The organism is Methylobacterium sp. CB376 (assembly GCF_029714205.1).
In the GTDB taxonomy this organism is placed as follows: Bacteria; Pseudomonadota; Alphaproteobacteria; order Rhizobiales; family Beijerinckiaceae; genus Methylobacterium.
The window spans coordinates 2,404,172-2,422,333 of sequence record NZ_CP121648.1 but is presented as its reverse complement, the minus strand read 5'-3'; the positions used below and the strand labels follow the sequence as shown (position 1 = coordinate 2,422,333).

Sequence of the window (18,162 nt, the reverse complement as noted above, 5' to 3'; positions counted from 1 at the left end):
TCCCCAGGGTCAGGGCAACGTCCGTGCCACGATCCGCGCCCCGGCCGCGGCCATCCCGGCATGGTGCAGTCGTGACACAGATATGGATCAGTCTCCGGCGGGGTTGGGATCGGGAATGACGCTCACATGGGCCGCGACGACCTTCCACCCATCCGCGAAGCGGCACCAAGTCTGGCTCTGGCGCCCGACCATGCCCGGATTTCCGGCACGAAAGAACAATGTCATGGCAGTCGCGCAGTCGCGGCCGTGGGTGGTGATCACGGTCCGCGCCAGGGTCCGGGCGAGGCCGGCGGGCGAGCGGGCGCGCCGGAAGGCCCGGATCGCGTCCATGCCGTAGAGGTTCTCGCCCCCGCCGTACCGGATGGTGCGGGGATCGTCCCAGAACAGGGATTCCAGGGTGGCGACGTCGTTCGACACCAGGGCGGCCTCGTAGGCGGCGAAGGCCGCCTCGACCTCGGCCTTCACGGCCGGGTCGTCGACCGCGCGCGCGTCCGGATCGGCGGGGAGCGGCATCGGCGGGATCCTTCAGAGCGGGGCGACCGGCGCGCGCGCGACGCCGGCCTGTTCGAGGGCGTGGGCGATCCGCAGGGCCACGTCCTCGCGCCAGGGCGCCGCGATGACCTGAACGCCGAGGGGGAGGCCGTCGTCGAGCCAGACCGGCACCGCCGCGACCGGGAGGCCGACGAAGGAGATCGGCTGGGTGAAGACGCCCAGGTTCGGCCGCAGCGGCATCGCGACCCCGTCGAGGACCAGCACCGTCTCGCCGCCGCGCGGCGCCCGGCAGGGCGTTGCGGGGGCGAGGATCGCGTCCACGCCGGCGAAGACCTCCGCCACCGCCCCGGCGTACCAGCGCCGGAAGCGCTGGGCGCGCTCGACGTGCGGGGCCGGGATCATGGCGCCGGCGAGGAGCCGGTCGCGCACCGCCGGGTCGAAATCCCCGGGGCGCGCGCGCAGCCGGTCGAGGTGCAGGGCGGCGCCCTCGGCCGCGGAGATCAGGTAGGCCGCCGCGCGGGCGCGCGCCGCCTCGGGGATCTCGACGGTGGCGTCGGCGCCGAGCGCCCGGGCGACCCGGGCGACCGCCTCGAAGGCCTCCGGGTCGCCGCCGCGGGCGAAGTAGCCTCCCGCCACCGCGACGCGCAGGCCCTCGGCCCCGCGCCCCAGGAGCGGGGTGACGGGCTCGGGCGGGCGCCGCGTCGCGACCGGGTCCTCCGGATCCGGTCCCTGCATGGCGTCGTAGGCCAGGGCGAGGTCGGCGACGCTGCGCGCCATCGGACCCAGGTGGTCGAGGCTGCCGACGAAGGGGAAGCTGCCGGCCCGGGTGAGGCGGCCGTAGGTCGGCTTGAGGCCGAACACGCCGCAGAAGGCGCTGGGGACCCGGATCGACCCGTTGGTGTCCGAGCCGAGGGTGAGGGGCACGAGGCCCGCGGCGAGCGCCGCCCCCGAGCCGCCCGACGAGCCGCCGCTCATGTGGGCGAGGGCGTGCGGGTTGCGGCTCGGCCCGTCATGGACGTTCTCGCCGGTGAAGTCGTAGGCGTACTCGCCCATGTTGAGGGCGCCGACGAGGATCGCCCCGGCCGCCTCGAGGCGCCGCACCAGGGCCCCGTCCCGGGCGGCCGGCACCCGCTCGCGGTTGATGCGCGAACCGGCCCGGGTCGGCAATCCCGCGACGTCGATCAGGTTCTTGACCGCGAACGGCACCCCCGCGAGGGGACCCGCGGCCTCGCCGCGGTCGAGCCGCGCGTCGAGCGCCTCCGCGGCGGCGAGCGCCCGCGCGGCGGTCACGTCCGTGAAGGCGCCGACGCGCGGGTCGAGCGCGGCGATGCGGTCGAGGGCGGCCGCGACGACCGCCCGGGCGCCGAGCTCGCGCCGCGCGACGCGCCCCGCGATGGCGGCGGCGAAGTCCGGCGTCACGGCGCGGCCTCGAAGACCGGGGCGGCTTCGAGCTCGTCCGGCAGGGGATGCCCCGCCGCTCGCGCGGCGGCGGCCAGCAGCGTCGCGAGGTGGCCGAGGACGCCCTCGCGCCATTCCGGCCGCACATCGAGGCCGAGGAGCGGCGCGGCCGCGTCCAGGTAGGCGGCGAGCGCCGCGGGTGGGGGCGGGGTCTCGGTCACGGCATGCCTCCTGCAGGATCGCCTGCTCCGCCGCCCCCGGGAGCAAGGGACGGACCATCTCCCGCCGGATCCCGATGCGGCACCGCCGCAGCCATCGTCCCGGTGGAGGAAGACGCGACACTATGGACGGTATGCCCCTCCTGCCCATACAACAGCCCAGGGAGATGAAAGATCTGAGCATGGTTCAACAGACGGCGCCCGTGGCCCTGATCGCCGACGACGACGAGTTCTTCCGTCTGGCGATGGTGGCGATCCTCAATCGGAGCCTTGGCTTCGGCGAGGTCGTCGAGACCGGGTCGCTGGACGCAGCCCTGGACCAGCTCGCCCAGCGGGCGAACGGCATCACCCTCGCCCTGTTCGACCTGGCGATGCCGGGCATGGAGGGGCCGGGCAGCCTGAGCGCGGTGCGGGAGTGCTTCCCGTGGGTGAAGGTGGCGGTGGTCTCGGGATCCAGCGAGCGGCACAAGATCCTGGCGGCCCTGGAAGTGGGCGTGCACGGCTACGTGCCCAAGGGGCTCGGCTCCTCGGAACTGACCCGGGCGGTGGGCATGATCCTCGACGGGCAGATCTACGTGCCGCCCTCCCTGGCGGTGCTCGACGGGCCGGCCCGCCCGGCGGCGCCGCGCGCCGCGCCCGACTCGGAGAGCCTGCGCCCCGGGCGCACGGTCGAACTCACGCCGCGGCAGCGCGACGTGCTGGCCCTGCTCGTCGAGGGGAAGTCGAACAAGGAGATCGCCCGGCAATTGCAGCTCGGCGAGGGCACCGTGAAGGTGCACATGGCGGCGCTCCTGCGCAGCCTCGGCGTGCAGAACCGCGCCGCCGCCGCGGTGGTGGGCGCGCGGCTCCTGTCCGGCTGACGGGTCCGGGCGGCCCGCCCGGCGCGCGGCTCCGGGCCGCCGATCCTCTCCGCACGGTCGGGTCCGGGACCGGTGGTGCGTCCGCGGGGATCATGAGCTGCGCCGCTCCGGCGCCCGAAGGCTGTAGGCCGTCGGGGCGCCGCGACTGCCCCCACCCGCGGCGCGCCGGAACCATCCGCCCCGCCTCGCGCTAACTCCCGGAGCGCCCTCCGGCGCGAGCCCGCCCGCATCCAGGCCGACAGTACCGACCGTATGATACGTTCTGGTTGTGCTACCCGTCCCCGCATGGGACAAGGCGGGTCACCGGTCGACCGCGAGCCGGCGGCGGGCGGTGTGCGCCGCGGAGCATGAGGCGGGACGAAGGCCAGAGCGCGGCGATGGACCAGGATGCGATAGGATCCGACGCCATCCGGGCCGCGCTCGCCCTCCTGCTGCAGCAGCCTCAGCTGCGCAAGTCGCCCCAGCTCTCGACCTTCCTGTCCTACGTGGTGGGCGAGAGCCTCGCGGGACGCGGCAGCCTGCTGAAATCCTACACCATCGCCACGGACGCCCTCGGCCGGCCGGCCAATTTCGATCCGGCGACCGACGCCATCGTGCGGGTGGAGGCGCGGCGGCTGCGCCAGGTGCTGCAGCAGATCTACGAGGATCCCGCCTGCCCCCTCAGCGTGCGGATCGAGCTGCCGCTCGGGCGCTACGAGCCGACCTTCACGCGGATCACGCCGGCGACCTCCCGCAATCCCGTCCCCGACCCCGAGGCGAGCCTGCGCGAGAGCGAGCAGCGCTACCGCGCCCTCGTGGAGGCGAGCGCCGCCATCGAGTGGCGGGCGAGCCCCGACGGACGCTTCATCCGCAGCTTCGGCTGGACCGCGCGGACCGGCGAGCCCGAGGACCGGCTGCGCGACGAGGGCTGGCTCGACGCGCTCCACCCCGAAGACCGGGGCCGGGCCACCGAGGCCTGGGCGCAGGCCCGGCGCACCGGCGAGCCCCTCGAGATCGCCTACCGGGTCCGGCACCGGGGCGGGCATTACCGCTGGATGCTGGCGCGCGGCATCCCGATCGAGAATCTCGACGGCAGCATCCGCGAATGGGTGGGCACGCTGTCGGACATCCACGAGCAGGAGACGGCCGAGGAGGCGCAGCGCGCCCGCAGCGAGGGCCTGCGGCTCGCCCTCACGGCCGCCGGCCTCGCCGCCTGGGAGCTCGACCCCGAGACCCGGTCGGTGTGCTGGTCGCAGCCGCCGCCGGACCGGATCGAACCGCCCGGCGAGGCCGCGCCCCGGGGCGGGCCGGCCGAGGAGGAGCCGCTCGACGCGTGGGTGGCGCGGCTCGACCCCGCGGACGGGCCGCGCCTGGTCGCGGCCCTGGAACGCGCCCTGCGGGGCGGGGGCGACGTCGATCTCGTCTACCGCAGCCGCGCGCCGGCCGAGCGGCCCCGCCGCCTCGCCTGCCGCGGCGGCCTCGTGCGCAACGCCCGCGGCGAGGCGCGCCTCGCCGGCGTCGTGGCGGATGTCACCGGGCGCGCGTCGCCGCTGCCTTGACCGCGCCATGGCGGGGCGCCAGGGAGCCCCGGCGGAGGGTCGATCGTGGACGGCGGCATGGTGCACGAGGGGCGGGACGGCTGGCTGTTCCTGGTCGGCGGGAACAACGACGTCCTCGCCCAGTACAGGCGCTCCTGGCGCAGCTGGGCCCATGACTGGCGCTGGCGCCGGGTCGTCGTCGAGCGCGCCGATCGCTGCCGCCGCCTCGGGATCCGCTATCTCCACGTCGTGGTGCCCGAGAAGCTGACGATCTACGACAACCTGACCAAGGGGCTCGCCGTCGATGTCGAGGCCTCCCCGGCGCACCGCCTGCGCCGCTGGCTGGCGGGGTCGGGCGCCGCGGGCGCCTACGTGGACCTCGTCGGGCCGCTGCGGGCGCAGCGGGACGCGCAGCAGCTCTACTTCCGCACGGACAGCCACTGGACGCATGCCGGCTGCTACATCGCCTACGAGGTGCTCTGCCGGCGCCTCGGCGTGGCGCCCCGCGAGGATCTCCGCCTCGACCGAACCCTGCCGGAGAAGCCGCTCTGCGGCGACCTCGGCGACAAGCTGACCCCGCTTCGCTTCGAGAGCTTCGTGCCGCACGCGCTGCAGCGGGACGCGGCGCGGGTCTACGCGAGCGACCTCGTGCGCGACTTCGAGGCGATGGACCGGGTGGGGGAACTCCATCTCGGCACGCACATCGTCTTCAGCAACGACTCGCCCGCCGCGGATCCGCGCCGCATCGTCCTGTTCGGCGATTCGTGCTCCCATTTCCGCTGGGAGGTCTATAGCGGCTTTCTCACCGGCATGCTGGCCGAGACCTTCCGGGAGGTCCATTTCCTGTGGACCCCGGGGATCGACTACGAATACCTGCGGAAGGTCAGGCCCGACGTGGTGGTCAGCGAATTCGCGGAGCGCTTCCTGGCACGGCTTCCGCCGAAGCGCTTCCACCGGGCAGTGCTCGCCCGGCTGGTGCGCGAGCGCAAGGGCCTGGTTCAGCCGGCCTCCGCCTGATCGCCCGACCGCGCGCCGGCGCGACGCCGTCGGGCGCCCGTCATTCCCGATCCGCTTGGTCCCTTCGGCATGGCCGATCGGGGCTTCGCTCACGCGCCGCGCGGGCTCACGCGCCGCCGCGGGCTCGGGATCCGGGATCCGCTTCGATCGACCGGATCCCGGATCAGGCCGCCGCCCGGGCGGCCTTGGGACGAGGCGCCGCGCGCTTCCTCGCGGCCGGAGCCGGCGGCGGGGCCGTGCGGGCCCCCTGCCGCCAGCCCTCCCAGCTCCACGCCCCGGGCCCGGCCGCCGCCGCGAGCAGGAGGCCGCCCGCGAGGCCCGCCTGCGCGAGGAAGAGCTCCCGCTCGATGAGCGCGCTGGCGCCGGTGAAGTCCCAGAACCGGTGCAGCAGCAGGCCCATCACCAGCGTGTGCGCCGCCAGCGTCCACCCGGTCAGGCGCGGCAGCACGCCGAGGGCGAGGGCGAGCGGCCCGAAGATCGTGACGATGACCGAGCCGGTCGCGACCGCGTGCGGGGCCGGCATGCCGACCGAGGCGAGCGTCAGGGCGAAGCCCGAAGGGTTCAGCGCCCGGGCGATCCCGGGCGGGAGCAGCGCCGCGGCGAGCAGCACGCGCCCGGCGAGCAGGATCCCGTCGCGATTGCGTCCCTCGCCAGCCATGCGCCGATCCCCGCTTCTCCGGCGCCATTCTCGCCCGCCCGCCTCAAGGGCCCGTTAACGGGCGGCGGCTCCCGGCGGCGGCGCACGCGGGTCGCTTTTCATGCATCGTTTACTTGAGATCCTTATCACTTACCTATCGTCATGCGCGCATCCTGGCGAAAGAGAGATAGATCATGCTCACCTCCTCCTTAGTCAGTAAGAAGGCCCAAATCATCCTCGAGACGGAGCAGTCGATCCCGGTCAGCCTGGAATCCATCACGGAGGCCGGAGCCGTGATCATCGTCGACAACCCCTACGCGCTGCCGGAAGCCTTCACGCTGAAGTACCGGCGCGACAAGGCGCCGTGCCGGGTGATGTGGCGCCAGCCGAACCAGGTCGGCGTGCGCTTCGAGCAGCCCTGAGCCGCCCCGCCCGGGCCGGCCTCAGCCGCGGGCCGGGTGGGACATCGCGCCCGATCCGAACAGGCGGCCGCGCTCCGTCCAGAGCACCACCGCGAGGGCCGCGCCGCTGAGGACGCAGTAGCCGATGCCGAGCGGGATCACGGTCCCGTTGAAGGATTGCCCGACGAGGAGGCCGCAGAAGGCCGCCAGCAGGGTCGTGTAGAAGCCGATGAAGGACGAGGCGGTGCCGGCGATCGCCGCCTGCGGCTCCATGGCGATCGCGTTAAAGTTCGGCATGGCGAAGCTGAGCAGGAACTGGCAGCCGGCGAGGGTGAGGATCAGGAGCGGCAGCGGCGGCCGCCCCGCGAAGGCGAGCATCAGGCCGAGCTGCAGCAGCGCCATCCCGCACAGGCCGACGAGGCCGCCATGCGAGAGGCGCCGCATGCCGAAGCGGCGCACGAGCCGGGCGTTGATCAGGGTGGCGACGCCCATCGCGCCCGCGATGAGCCCGAAGGCGACCGGGAACAGGCGGCCGAGCTGGTAGATGCCGGTGTCGAAGATCGCCTGGGCTGAGCCCACATAGGCCATGATGCAGCCGGTGAGCAGGCCCAAGGCCGTGGCGTAGCCGAGGGAGGCGCGGGTCGCCGCCACGGTGGCGATGCCGCCCGCCACCGCCCCGAGATGCAGGGACCGCCGATAGGCCGGGTGCAGGGTCTCGGGCATGCGCCAGCCGAACCAGAGCAGCGCCACCACCGCGAGGGCCAGCATCGCCCCGAAGATCAGGCGCCAGTGCCCGACCTCCAGGAGGACGCCGCCCATCGCCGGGGCGAGGATCGGGACGATCAGGAACACCATCATGCAGAAGGACATGACCCGGGCCATGTCGCGCCCCTCGAAGCGGTCGCGCACGATGGCGACCGCCAGGATGCGCCCGGCGGCGCCGCCGACCCCCTGCACGGCCCGGGCGAGGAGGAGGAGTTCGAAGCTCGGCGCCAGCATGGCGAGCACGCTTCCCGCGAGGTAGATCACGGTGCCGCCGATGAGGGCCGGACGGCGCCCGACCGAGTCCGAGAGCGGCCCGTAGGCGATCTGCGCCAGCCCGAAGCCCAGCATGTAGACGTAGACCAGGAGCTGGGGCCGGTTCGGGTCCGTGAGGGCGAAGTCGCGGGCGATCGCCGGGAAGGCCGGCAGGAAGCTGTCGATGGTGACCGCGGTGAGCCCCATCACGAAGGCGGTGAGCGCCACGAACTCGACGAAGCTGGGGCCGGTCCAGGGCTTCGGCGCGATGACCCGCGCGGGGATAAGCGTCGAATCCTTGCTTGGCTCAGCCGTCATGGGGCGCTCCGCCGCCGGCGGCGCGCCGGCGGCGGAGCGATGCCGGAGGCGGCCCGCCCCGGCAAGGCGGGGAGCGACATGCCAGCCCTGCCTCAGGCCCCCCGTCCGAGGCTCCCCCATCCGAGGCTCCCCCGTCCGAGGCCCCTCCATCCGAGGCCCCCCATCCACGACGCCGCCGATCAGGTTGCGCCCGAGCAGGAATTCCGGGCTGAACCGCGTCCGCACCAGGGGCTCCAGGGCGACCGGCGGCGCCAGGGCCGCGGCCTCGGCCCGGCGCGCGGCGACCGCCTCGGCGACCGAGACGGCCTGGAAGCGCAGGCGCGTGCCGGCCTGGGCCTGGGCGAGGCGGCCGAGATCCGGCCCGATCACGGTCGCGATCTTGGGGTAGCCGCCGGTGGATTGCCGGTCGGCCATCAGGACGATCGGCCTGCCCTCGCCGGGCACCTGCACGGCCCCCATGGCGATGCCGTCCGACACGATGTCGAAGCCGCGCGCGTGGACGAGGGGGGCTCCGTCGAGGAAGCAGGCCATGCGGTCGCCCCGCGGCGTCACCGTCCAGGGACCGGCCAGGAAGGCGGCGAACTGGTCCGGGGCGAAGTAATCGTCCTGCGGCCCCGGCACGACGCGGATCACCTCGGGCGGCCGGTCGAGCCAGGGGGCGGCGAGGCGGTGGATCTCCGCCGGGCCGGGCCGGGGATCGCGCACCGGCAGCAGGTCGCCCGCCCGCAGGGCGCGGCCGTCGAAGCCCCCGATCCGCGAGCGGGTGTGGGTCGCGGTGGCGCCGAGCACCGGCGGCACGTCGATCCGGCCGGCGAGCGCGAGGTAGCACCACGCCCCGTCGCGGCCGGCCCGCAGCGCGAGGGTGGCGCCGGGGCGCAGCGTCAGGGAAGCGGCGGGCGGCACCGGCTCGCCGTCGAGGCTGACGCGGAAGGCCCCGCCCGCGAGGGCCACGCCGAGCGGGGCGCCCTCGGCCGTCACCTCGATGCCGGCGAGCGAGACTTCGATCGCGGTCGCACCGGCGGGCCGGTCGAGGGCGCGGTTGGCGGTGGCGTGCGCGAGCGGGTCCATCGGCCCGGCCGCGGTGATGCCGTAGCGCAGGTAGCCGTGGCGCCCGGCATCCTGCAGGGTGGCGCCCGCACCGGCCGAGAGGACGCGCAGGCCCGCGCTCATGCGGCCTCCCGGCGCCGGACCGGCTCCCCCGCCTCCGCCCGCGCGTCGAGGCGCGCGAAGGTCGCGGCGTCGACGGGCTCGAAGCGCAGCGTGTCGCCGACCGCGACCGGGAAGGGGTTCTCGCGGGCGGGCGCGTAGAGCCGCTCGGGCGTGCGGCCGATCACGTACCAGCCGGTCGGCATCGGCACGCTCGCCACCGCCGCGAGGCCGCCGCCGATCATCAGGGCATTGGCCGGGTGGGGCGGGCGCGGCGCCTTGCGGCGCGGCAGCGCCAGTTCCGGCGGCAATCCGCCCAGATAGGCGAAGCCCGGGGCGAAGCCGTACATGTAGACGCGGTAGCGCGCGCCGCTGTGGAGCGCCACCACCTCCTCCACCGGGCGCCCGACCGCCTCCGCCACCGCCGCGATGTCCTCGGCGCAGACCGGATCGTAGCAGCAGGGCAGGATCCAGGCCGCGCCGGTGTGCCGGACCTGCCCGGGCCACTGCTGCGCGAGGTCCCGCACCCGCGCCGCCAGGGTCTCTCGGTCGAGGACCAGGGGATCGTAGTGGATCATCAGCGAGCGGTAGGTCGGCACCGTCTCGCGCAGGCCCTCGGGCGGGTCGGCCCGGAGCGCGTCGTCGAGGGCGAGCACCCGGTCGCTGATCGCCGGGTCGACCCGGTCGCCGAACTCGGCGACGAGGGCCGCCTCGCCGGAATCGAGGAGGCGCGGGGCGGTCATGGTGCGGGCCGGACCGGCGCCGGCCGGAACGGCGCGAGGGTGACGCCGGCCGCTTCGAGCGTCGCCCGCACCGCCCGGGCGGTGGCGACGGCGTTCGGGGAATCGCCGTGGACGCAGATCGAGCGGATCGGGGTCTGCAGGCGCTTGCCGGAGGCGGCGATGATCGCGCCCTCCTCCACCATGGCGGCGACGCGGGCGGCGGCCTCCCGCGGCTCCTCGATCAGGGCGCCGGGCTGACCGCGGGGGATGAGCTGGCCCTCCTCGGTGTAGCCGCGATCGGCGAAGATCTCCTGGTGGATCTCGAGGCCGAGGGCCTCGCCGGCCCGGACCTGGGCGGTGAGCGCGATGGCGAGGAGCGCGAGGTCGCGGTCGACGGCGCGCACGGCGCGGGCGATGGCGCGCGCCACCTCCTCGTGGGCCGCGGCGTGGTTGGCGAGCGCCCCGTGGGTCTTCACGTAGGTGACGCGGTGGCCCGCATAGGCGGCGAGGGCCTGGGCGGCGCCGACCTGGTAGGCGACGATCCGCTCGATCTCGGCCGGGCTGTAGGGCAGGACGCGCCGGCCGAAGCCCCAGAGGTCCGGGAAGCCGGGATGCGCCCCGACGGCGACGCCGTTCTCCGCCGCGAGCGCGAAGGTGCGCGCCATGATCTGCGGGTCGCCCGCGTGCATCCCGCAGGCGACGTTCGCCGAGGTGACGATGGCGAGCATCGCGGCATCGTCCCCGCAGCGGTAATCGCCGAAGCCTTCGCCGAGATCGGAGTTGAGGTCGATGGTGGGCATGGGATCGTCCGTCTCCTTCCGCGGGCCCCGCCGGTGCGCGGGGATCCCCTCTCCGGTGCGGGGCAGGGGTGAGGGCCGAGGTGGTTGAGCATGAGGAGGAAGGCGTGCCGTGGCCGGCACCGCCGCTTCAACCCGCCGGCCGTCCGGTCCGGGCCCCTCACCCCTGCCCCGCACCGGAGAGGGGATCCCCGTGCCTCAAGCGGCGGGGCCCGCGGATCCGACGCTGCGCCGGAGCACCGCGTCGGGGTCCCTCGGAACCTCGTTGCGAAACCGCAGGATCGCGTCGCCGCATCGCTCGATCTCCTCGGTCCGTCCCGCGTCGGATACCTCGTGCCAACCGTGCTGCCGGCCGTCGGGTTCGACTCCGAGCCGGTGCCCGGCCCAGGGACAACCGACCGTATACTGGAGCACCGGCCCTCGCCTCCCGATTGTGAGGCCGCGACGGCGCCGCCCGCGCCGCGGCTGCGGCCGCGCGTCCTCCGCCGAGGTCGGGCCTTGCCGAAGCCGGCGCGGCGCGCCCGCCACCTCAGATCCCCAGATAGGCCCGCCGCACCTCCGGATCGTCGCGCAGGGTCGCGGCGGGGCCGGAGAGGATCAGGCGGCCGGTCTGGAGCACGTAGGCCCGGTCCGCGATCGCGAGCGATTCGGCGAGCCGCTGCTCGACCAGCAGGATCGTCATCCCGTCGGCCCGGATCGTCTCCACGGCGGAGAAGATCTCGTCCACGAGCTTCGGCATGATCCCCTGCGAGGGCTCGTCCAGCATCAGGAGCCGCGGCCGGGTCATCAGGGCGCGGCCGATCGCCAGCATCTGCTGCTCGCCCCCCGACAGGGTGCCGGCCCGCTGCGGCAGCCGCTCCTTCAGGCGCGGGAACAGGGCGAAGACCCGCTCCAGGGGCCCGTCCGCGTCGGGCTGGCCCCGGTAGAGGTAGCGCCCGAGCCGGAGGTTGTCGGCGACCGAGAGGCGCGGGAACAGGCGCTTGTTCTCCGGCACGTAGGCGACGCCGCGGGCGGTGATCAGGTGGCCCGGCAACCCGTCGAGGCGCGCCCCGTCGAACAGCACCTCGCCCGCGCGCGGGCGCTCCATGCCGGCGATCGACTTCAGCAGGGTCGACTTGCCGGCCCCGTTGGCGCCCGCGACCACGACGATCTCGCCCCTGGCCACCTCCAGGGACACGTCCTGGAGGGCGAGCAGGCCCTGATAGGCCGTCGAGAGGGAGCGGACCTCAAGCAGCACGGTGGCGATCCCCCAGATAGGCGCCGATCACGGCCTCGTCGCGCACGACCGCCCGGGGCGGCCCCTCCGCCAGCACCCGGCCGAGATGCAGCACGACGGCGCGGTCGACGAGGGGCATCACCACCTCCATGACGTGCTCGACCATGATCACGGTGATGCCGCGCTCGGCCACGCGGCGGATCAGCTCGACCCCGGCCTTGGCCTCGCTCGGGGTGAGGCCGGTCAGCACCTCGTCGAGGAGGAGGAGCCGCGGCTCCGTGGCCAGCGCCCGGGCGACCTCCAGCCGGCGCTTCTCGGGCGGGGTGAGTTCCCCCGCCACCGCCTCGGCCCGGTGGGCGAGGCCGACCGTCTCCAGGGTGGCGAGCGCCGCCGCGCGGGCCTCGGCGGCGCGGGCGCGGCGCACGAGGCTGCCCACCGTCACGTTCTCGACGACGTTCATGGAGTCGAAGGAGCGCGGGACCTGGAAGGTGCGGGCGATGCCCGCCCGGCAGCGCTCGGGCGCCGGCAGGCCGGTGATGTCGCGCCCCTCGAACAGGATGCGCCCGCGCGTCGGCCGGTAGACGCCCGAGATCAGGTTGAACAGGGTCGACTTGCCGGCGCCGTTCGGCCCGATCAGTCCGAGGATCTCGCCCCGGCGCACGTCGAGGCAGACGTCGTCGTTGGCGACGTGGCCGCCGAAGCGAAGGGTCACGTGGTCGGCCTGGAGGATCGGGGTCTCGCTCACGGCGTCGCCTCCTGGTTGCGGGCCGCGCGGCTGCGGGCGAACAGGCTCAGCACCCCCTCGGGCCGGGCGAGGGCGACCACCATCACCAGCGCCCCGTAGAGCATCAGGTCGAGGCCGTTGCCGGAGCCGCCCAGGTAGGAGCGGCTGATCTCGGTGAGCGGGATCAGGATCGCCGCCCCGACGAGCGGCCCCCAGAGCGTGCCGATCCCGCCGAGCACGGCCGGCAGCGCGAAGAGCAGGGAGAAGCGGAAGCTCATCACGCTCTCCGGGTCGATGTAGGAGACGTAGGCCGCGTAGAAGCCGCCGCCGACCGCCGTGAAGAAGGCCGAGACCGCGGCGGCGGCCATCTTCGAGCGGAAGACCTCGACGCCGAGGCTGCGCGCCGCCTCCGCGTCGTCCTTCACGGCCCGCCACCAATAGCCCCAGCGGGATCCCTCGATCAGGTAGGTGACGAGCCAGACCGCCGCGAGCAGGCCCAGCGCGAAATGGGCGTACGGGACCTTGTCGCGGGCGAATTGCAGGCTCCACCAGGAATCCGGGTTGAAGGGCCACTGGATGCCCATGGCGCCGCCGACGAAGTCCCAGTTGTGCACGAGGAGGAGGCCGATCTCGGCGATCACGATGGTGGCGATCGAGAAGTAGTGGCCGGCGAGGCGGAAGCACGGATAGCCGAGGAGCAGCGCCACCAGCGCCGAGGCGACGCCCCCCGCCAGCATGCCGGCCCAGGGCAGCAGGCCGTAGGTCACAAACAGCACGCTGGTGAAGTAGGCGCCGATTCCGAAATAGAGCGCGTGGCCGAGCGAGATCTGGCCGCAATAGCCGCCCAGGATGTTCCAGCTCTGCGCCAGGGCCGCGTACATCAGGGTGAGGATCAGGACGTTCTGCAGGTAGACGTCCCTGATGCCGTAGGGCAGGGCGGCGAGCGCGGCGAGGACCGCGAGCCCGACGAGGAGCGTGCGGCGGCGCCGGGCGGCGTGGCCGTCCGGGGCGCGCGCGGCGGCCGCGACGGGCGCGAGGGTGGTCGAACTCATCAGAGCCTCCCGAACAGGCCCTGCGGGCGCACGAACACGACCGCGAGGTAGAGGGCGTAGACGCCGACCGACTTGAGGGAGGGCGGCAGGATAACGGCCGTGAAGGCCTCGACGAGGCCGACCACGATGCCGGCCACCAGGGCGCCCGCGACGCTGCCGAAGCCGCCGAGCGCCACCGTGACGTAGGCGATCAGCGCGAAGCTCGCCCCGACCTGGGGGTGGATGTAGTAGAACACCGCCAGCACCGCCCCGGCGAGGCCGACCAGGGCGGCCCCGAGGCCCCAGCCGAGGGCGAAGACCCGGGTGCGGTCGATCCCCACCAGGGCGACGGCGCCCTGGTCCTCGCGGGTGGCTTCGAGCGCGCGCCCGAAATCGGTCCGGCTCATCAGGAGGTGCAGCCCCCCGAAGGCGGCGAGCGAGACCACGGCGCCGAAGATCTGCGGCCAGGGCAGGAAGACGCCGCCGAGGTCGAGGGTGCGCCCGCCGAGCCACGTGTTCTGGACATTGCGGTAATCGGGCGTGAACAGGTACTGCGCGGCGCCCTGGAGCAGGATGGCGAGCCCGAAGGTCGCGAAGATCTGCACCATGCCCTGGTTGGCCTTGGCCCGCATGGCGAAGCGCACGACGCCCAGATAGGCGGCCGCCCCGAGCACGAAGAGCAGGGCCGCCACCAGCGGCATCAGCACCACGGGATCGAGGTGCGTCAGGAGCACGAGCCCGAAGGTCGCGTACATGGCCAGCATCAGGAACTCGCCGTGGGCGAAGTTCACCACGTCCATGAGGCCGAAGATCAGCGACAGGCCGACCGCGATCAGGGCGTAGATCAGGCCCATCAAGAGGCCGCTCGCCAGCACCTGCGCGAGCGCTTGGGTGGTCATCGGGATCTCCTCTGCGATCGGGTCCGGGGGCTCCCGCTCGCGCGGGCGGCCGCCCCTCCCCGCGGGAGGGGCGCGCCCGCCCGTCATCCCCGGGCGGGCCGGATCACGCGTTCATCGGCCAGAGCGCGGGGGCGACGGCGGCCTGCTCGGGGAAGACCGTGACGAACTTCGTGCCGACCCATTGCAGCAGCACCGGATCTGCATCGGTGTTCTGGCCGTCCGGCCCGAAGGCGACCCGCTTCCAGGGCATGATGGTCTGGGTGCCCGGGATATCGGTGGCCGCCAGCGCGGCGCGGATCTTCTGGCCGTCGGTCGACCCGGCGCGGTTCAGGGCCTCCGCCAGCACCAGCATCGCCATGAACTGGCGCGAGGAATTGTCGTTGAGGTCGCGGTTCGCCCGCGCCCGGTAGAGGTCGTTCACGGCCCCGACCGAGGGGCGCTTGGCCGCGAGGTCGAGGGAGAAGCTGCCCCGCGAGATCAGGCCCTGGAGCTTGTCTCCGACCGTGTCGTAGGTGACCTTCTCGGCGAAACCCGCCGCCTGCGCGATCATGCTCTTCGGCTTGTAGCCGAGTTCCGCCATGGTCTTGGTGAGCAGGATCGCGTCGGTCGTGTAGCTCGTCGGCAGCAGCACGTCGGCGTTGGCGCTCTTGAGCTGCTGCACTTCGGCGGTCAGGGAGGGCGAGTTGGTCTTGTACTTGACATCCGCGGCCACCTTGTAGCCGCGCTCGCCGGCCAGCTTGCGCTGCACGGTCGAGGAATCGACCCCGTAGATCGTGTCCTCGAAGAACAGCGCGACCGAGTCGATCTTCTGGCCCTTCTTGCGCATCGCGTCCAGGAAATCGAACATCGCGGCCGAGAACATCTCGTCGTGGGCGGCCGGACGGAAGAAGTACTTCAGGTTCTTGCGATGCAGGCTGGGCGAGGAGGAATCCGCGCAGACGAAGGGCACGCCGTAGCGCTCGGCCGTGGCCGAGACCGTGGCGGAGACCGCCGACTGGTAGCAGCCGACCAGGGCCGCGACCTTGTCCTGGGTGATCAGGCGCTCGGCCTCGGCGCGGCCCTTCTGGGGATCGGCCTGGTGGTCGGCGAAGACGAGGCGGATCCTGGCGCCGCCGAGCCCCGGCAGGCCGGTGCCGCGGGCGAGCGGCAGGTCGAGGTCGTGGTTCTGGTTGACGATGTCGAGGGCGGTCTCGATGGCGTGGCGGGCATCCACGCCCACCTGCGCGCTCGCTCCCGACATCGCGTAGAGGACGCCGACGACGACCTCGTCCGCGGCGCGGGCGGGCGCCGCGCCCATCCCGGAGAGGGCCAGGGCGCCCGCGCCCCCGACCAGTAGATCCCGACGACGAATCATGCGCGTGCCTCCAGGGTGTGAGTGGGACAGGGTCAGAGCACCGCGAACTCGCTGTTGCGGCGGTCGGTGACGAGCATCGCGCCCGGCGCGTGCGTGATCGCGAAGGACGGTTTCGAGGCGGCGATCACCGATTGCGGGGTGACGCCGCAGGCCCAGAAGACCGGGATCTCGTCCGGCGCGACCCGGACCGGGTCGCCGTAATCGGGCCGGCCGAGGTCGCGGATGCCGATCGCCTCCGGCAGGCCGAGATGGACCGGCGCCCCGTGCACGGCGGGGAAGCGCGAGGTGATCTGCACCGCGCGGATCGCCTGGGCGGGGGTCAGCGGGCGCATCGAGACCACCATCGGGCCGGCGAAGGGGCCGGCCGGCCGGCACGGGACGGTGGTGCGGTACATCGGCACCCGCACGCCCATCTCGACGTGGCGCAGGGGCAGGCCGTCCTCGACCATCGCGGCCTCGAACGAGAAGGAGCAGCCGATCGCGAAGGCCACGAGGTCGTCGCGCCAGAGATCCGCGACGTCGAGGCGCTCCTCCACCATCTCGCCGTGCCGCCAGACCCGGTAGCCCGAGACGTCGGTGGCGATGTCGAGATCCTCGCCGAGTTCCGGGATGCGCCGGTCGCCGGGCGCCGAGACGCCGATGATCGGGCAGGGCTTCGGGTTGCGCTGCGCGAAGAGCAGGAAGTCGGTGGCGAGGTCCTTGGGCAGGACCGCGAGGTTGGCCTGCACGTAGCCGTGCGCGAGACCGGCCGTGCTGCCGACGATCTCGCCGCGGCGGCAGGCGAGCCGGGCCTCGTGGCCGGTCAGGCGGGCGCGGTCGGCCGGGTTCCGGAGGAACGTCATCGGTGGCGGCACTCCCTCTGCCCGGGCACCCCTATGCCCAGGAATGCGGCATGGTCACATTCTGTGCGGTTAAGTGCCAATCGCGATTTCGCATCGAAATCGATAAGCGGAGCTTATTCCACGGCGATCCCCGCCGCCACCGCGCAGGCGAGGCGGGCGGCGGGCGCGGCGAGGCCGCAATCCGGGGTGTTGGCGTAGGTGGCCGTGAAGTCGATGTCGGGCAGGCGCGCCTGGGTGTTGAGCACCCGCAGCTGCCCGCTCTCGATCTCGCGCCGGACGATGTCGGGCGGGATCACACAGATGCCGATGCCTTCGAGCGTCATGCGCACGATCGTGGAGAGCGAGGCGTTGCTGTAGAGCCGCGGCGGCGGCAGGTTCGAGCGCGCCAGCAGGTCGTGGAGCTGGACGTAGGGGTTGGTGTTCTTCGGGTAGGTGATGATCGGGTGGCGCACGAGGTCGGTGAGCGCCACCTCGCCCTCGCCGAGATCGAGCTGCGGCGCGGCGATCCAGGCCACCGCGTAGCGGCAGAGTGGCAGGTTGACGAGGCTCGGCATGGTGATCGGCCCGACCAGGAAGTCGAGGTCGAGTTCGCGGCGGATCAGCGCGTCGCGCATGTTGGGCGAGATGTCGACCGAGAGATCCACCGTCACGCCCGGATAGGCCTGGCTCATCGCCTCGATGAAGCGCATCAGCCACGTGTGCACGATGGTCTCGGAGACCCCGAGCCGCAGCACGCCCCGCATGGTCTCGGGGCTCGCGATGGCGCCCATCATCTCGGTGCGCAGGCGCAGGAAGCGCTCGGCGTAGACCAGGAGGTCCCGCCCCTTGGCGGTGAGGCAGACGGAGCGCGCCCGCCGCTCGAACAATCTGACGCCGAAGGTCTCCTCCAGGGCCGCGATCCGCTGCGACACGGCGGGCTGGGTCGTGTTGAGCCGCTCGGCCGCTTGGCGGAAGCTGCACAACGTCGCCGTCCAGTAGAAGACTTCGAGGCTCCTCAGATCCACCATCGCGCCCCCCGGCGGCCCGGGCCGCAGGATCCTGACTGCAGGATCCTGCAGCCGGGGTGCCGCAGCAAGGACCGTACCGGGACCAGCCTCAGCGCGGGCCGCGGACCACCGTGCGGATCGCGAAGCTCGACTGGATGCGCGCGACGCCGGGCAGGCGGGAGAGCACCTCCTTGTGCAGGCGCTCGTAATCGCCCGCGTCCCGCACCTCGATCCGCATCAGGTAATCGGCGAGGCCCGTCATCAGGTAGCACTCGCGCACCTCCGGGCAGCGGCGCACCGCCGCCTCGAAGCGGTTGAGGAACTCCTCCGTCTGCCGGTCGAGGGTGATCTGCGTCAGCACCACGAGCGGCGCGGCGGCGTCCGGCTCGTCGATCAGCGCCGTGTAGCCGCGGATGACGCCGCTGCGCTCCAGGAGCCGCAGCCGCCGCAGCGTGGCGGAGGGCGACAGCCCGACCGAGGCGGCGAGGTCCGCGTTGCTGATGCGGCCGTCGCCGCGCAGGACGCGCAGGATGCGCGCATCGACCTCGTCCCGCACCATCGGCAGATTCT

20 protein-coding genes and 1 pseudogene are annotated in these 18,162 nt (G+C 73.5%); 4 read left to right on the top strand and 17 right to left on the bottom strand.

The genetic code is table 11. The features are described from left to right. Nucleotides 1-87 precede the first annotated feature (87 nt). The 3 genes from hpxZ to QA634_RS10845 are packed head-to-tail and all read right to left on the bottom strand — an operon-like array spanning nt 88 to nt 2,111. A complete protein-coding gene (hpxZ, locus tag QA634_RS10855) occupies nt 88-513 on the bottom strand; it encodes an oxalurate catabolism protein HpxZ (protein WP_012332013.1) in 426 nt (141 codons plus the stop codon). 12 nt (nt 514-525) lie between these two features. Beyond that, complete coding sequence (locus tag QA634_RS10850) at nt 526-1,911, bottom strand: AtzE family amidohydrolase (protein WP_012332012.1); 1,386 nt, start codon at nt 1,909-1,911, stop codon at nt 526-528. Then, the gene (locus QA634_RS10845; RefSeq protein WP_012332011.1) at nt 1,908-2,111 is read right to left on the bottom strand and encodes a DUF4089 domain-containing protein; all 204 of its coding nucleotides are present in this window, start codon (nt 2,109-2,111) and stop codon (nt 1,908-1,910) included. Before QA634_RS10845 ends, QA634_RS10850 begins: the two co-directional genes overlap by 4 nt. Nucleotides 2,112-2,290: 179 nt before the next feature. Between QA634_RS10845 and QA634_RS10840 the strand changes: the two genes are divergently transcribed. The 3 genes from QA634_RS10840 to QA634_RS10830 all read left to right on the top strand — a co-directional run bounded on the left by QA634_RS10840 (nt 2,291) and on the right by QA634_RS10830 (nt 5,502). Further along, nucleotides 2,291-2,968 (top strand): LuxR C-terminal-related transcriptional regulator, encoded by a 678-nt coding sequence (locus QA634_RS10840; RefSeq protein ID WP_043701070.1) that lies wholly within the window; start codon nt 2,291-2,293, stop codon nt 2,966-2,968. A gap of 377 nt (nt 2,969-3,345) precedes the next feature. Beyond that, complete coding sequence (locus tag QA634_RS10835) at nt 3,346-4,506, top strand: PAS domain-containing protein (protein ID WP_012332009.1); 1,161 nt, start codon at nt 3,346-3,348, stop codon at nt 4,504-4,506. A 45-nt stretch (nt 4,507-4,551) separates the two neighbouring features. Further along, the gene (locus QA634_RS10830; RefSeq protein WP_012332008.1) at nt 4,552-5,502 is read left to right on the top strand and encodes an alginate O-acetyltransferase AlgX-related protein; all 951 of its coding nucleotides are present in this window, start codon (nt 4,552-4,554) and stop codon (nt 5,500-5,502) included. 163 nt (nt 5,503-5,665) lie between these two features. On the opposite strand, the gene QA634_RS10825 is transcribed toward QA634_RS10830, so the two are convergent. After that, entirely contained in the window at nt 5,666-6,160 is a 495-nt protein-coding gene (locus tag QA634_RS10825) for a DoxX family protein (RefSeq protein ID WP_012332007.1), read from the bottom strand. Between the two features lie 173 nt (nt 6,161-6,333). On the opposite strand from QA634_RS10825, the gene QA634_RS10820 reads away from it, so the two are divergent. After that, the gene (locus QA634_RS10820) at nt 6,334-6,561 is read left to right on the top strand and encodes a hypothetical protein (protein WP_012332006.1); all 228 of its coding nucleotides are present in this window, start codon (nt 6,334-6,336) and stop codon (nt 6,559-6,561) included. A gap of 21 nt (nt 6,562-6,582) precedes the next feature. Here the strand turns inward: QA634_RS10820 and QA634_RS10815 are convergent, their stop codons facing one another. From QA634_RS10815 to QA634_RS10760, 13 genes and pseudogenes are all read right to left on the bottom strand, one after another. Continuing rightward, complete coding sequence (locus QA634_RS10815; protein ID WP_012332005.1) at nt 6,583-7,875, bottom strand: multidrug effflux MFS transporter; 1,293 nt, start codon at nt 7,873-7,875, stop codon at nt 6,583-6,585. Nucleotides 7,876-8,034: 159 nt separating this feature from the next. Beyond that, nucleotides 8,035-9,045: pseudogene (locus QA634_RS10810) on the bottom strand (5-oxoprolinase subunit C family protein); the annotation flags it as partial. Continuing rightward, nucleotides 9,042-9,764, bottom strand: coding sequence for a 5-oxoprolinase subunit B family protein (locus QA634_RS10805; protein WP_012332003.1), 723 nt, complete (start codon nt 9,762-9,764; stop codon nt 9,042-9,044). The pseudogene QA634_RS10810 and the gene QA634_RS10805, both read right to left, overlap by 4 nt. After that, a complete protein-coding gene (locus tag QA634_RS10800; RefSeq protein WP_012332002.1) occupies nt 9,761-10,543 on the bottom strand; it encodes a LamB/YcsF family protein in 783 nt (260 codons plus the stop codon). The genes QA634_RS10805 and QA634_RS10800 overlap by 4 nt, the downstream gene beginning before the upstream one ends. Before the next feature lie 195 nt (nt 10,544-10,738). Next, entirely contained in the window at nt 10,739-11,068 is a 330-nt protein-coding gene (locus QA634_RS35845) for a DUF559 domain-containing protein (RefSeq protein ID WP_083784659.1), read from the bottom strand. 1 nt (nt 11,069) lies between these two features. After that, nucleotides 11,070-11,774, bottom strand: a complete 705-nt coding sequence (locus QA634_RS10795) for an ABC transporter ATP-binding protein (protein ID WP_043702219.1) — start codon at nt 11,772-11,774, stop codon at nt 11,070-11,072. Next, on the bottom strand, nt 11,767-12,501 hold the full coding sequence (locus QA634_RS10790; RefSeq protein ID WP_012332000.1) for an ABC transporter ATP-binding protein: 735 nt from the start codon (nt 12,499-12,501) through the stop codon (nt 11,767-11,769). The genes QA634_RS10795 and QA634_RS10790 overlap by 8 nt, the downstream gene beginning before the upstream one ends. After that, the gene (locus QA634_RS10785; RefSeq protein WP_012331999.1) at nt 12,498-13,532 is read right to left on the bottom strand and encodes a branched-chain amino acid ABC transporter permease; all 1,035 of its coding nucleotides are present in this window, start codon (nt 13,530-13,532) and stop codon (nt 12,498-12,500) included. Before QA634_RS10785 ends, QA634_RS10790 begins: the two co-directional genes overlap by 4 nt. Continuing rightward, nucleotides 13,532-14,410, bottom strand: a complete 879-nt coding sequence (locus QA634_RS10780; RefSeq protein WP_012331998.1) for a branched-chain amino acid ABC transporter permease — start codon at nt 14,408-14,410, stop codon at nt 13,532-13,534. The genes QA634_RS10785 and QA634_RS10780 overlap by 1 nt, the downstream gene beginning before the upstream one ends. A gap of 103 nt (nt 14,411-14,513) precedes the next feature. After that, nucleotides 14,514-15,764 (bottom strand): ABC transporter substrate-binding protein, encoded by a 1,251-nt coding sequence (locus QA634_RS10775; protein ID WP_012331997.1) that lies wholly within the window; start codon nt 15,762-15,764, stop codon nt 14,514-14,516. A gap of 32 nt (nt 15,765-15,796) precedes the next feature. Next, nucleotides 15,797-16,606 carry a putative hydro-lyase gene (locus QA634_RS10770; RefSeq protein WP_012331996.1) on the bottom strand — a complete coding sequence of 270 codons (810 nt, stop codon included), beginning with the start codon at nt 16,604-16,606 and terminating at the stop codon, nt 15,797-15,799. A 113-nt stretch (nt 16,607-16,719) separates the two neighbouring features. Continuing rightward, complete coding sequence (locus QA634_RS10765) at nt 16,720-17,613, bottom strand: LysR family transcriptional regulator (RefSeq protein WP_012331995.1); 894 nt, start codon at nt 17,611-17,613, stop codon at nt 16,720-16,722. Nucleotides 17,614-17,701: 88 nt separating this feature from the next. Further along, on the bottom strand, nt 17,702-18,151 hold the full coding sequence (locus QA634_RS10760) for an Lrp/AsnC family transcriptional regulator (RefSeq protein WP_012331994.1): 450 nt from the start codon (nt 18,149-18,151) through the stop codon (nt 17,702-17,704). Nucleotides 18,152-18,162 lie beyond the last annotated feature (11 nt).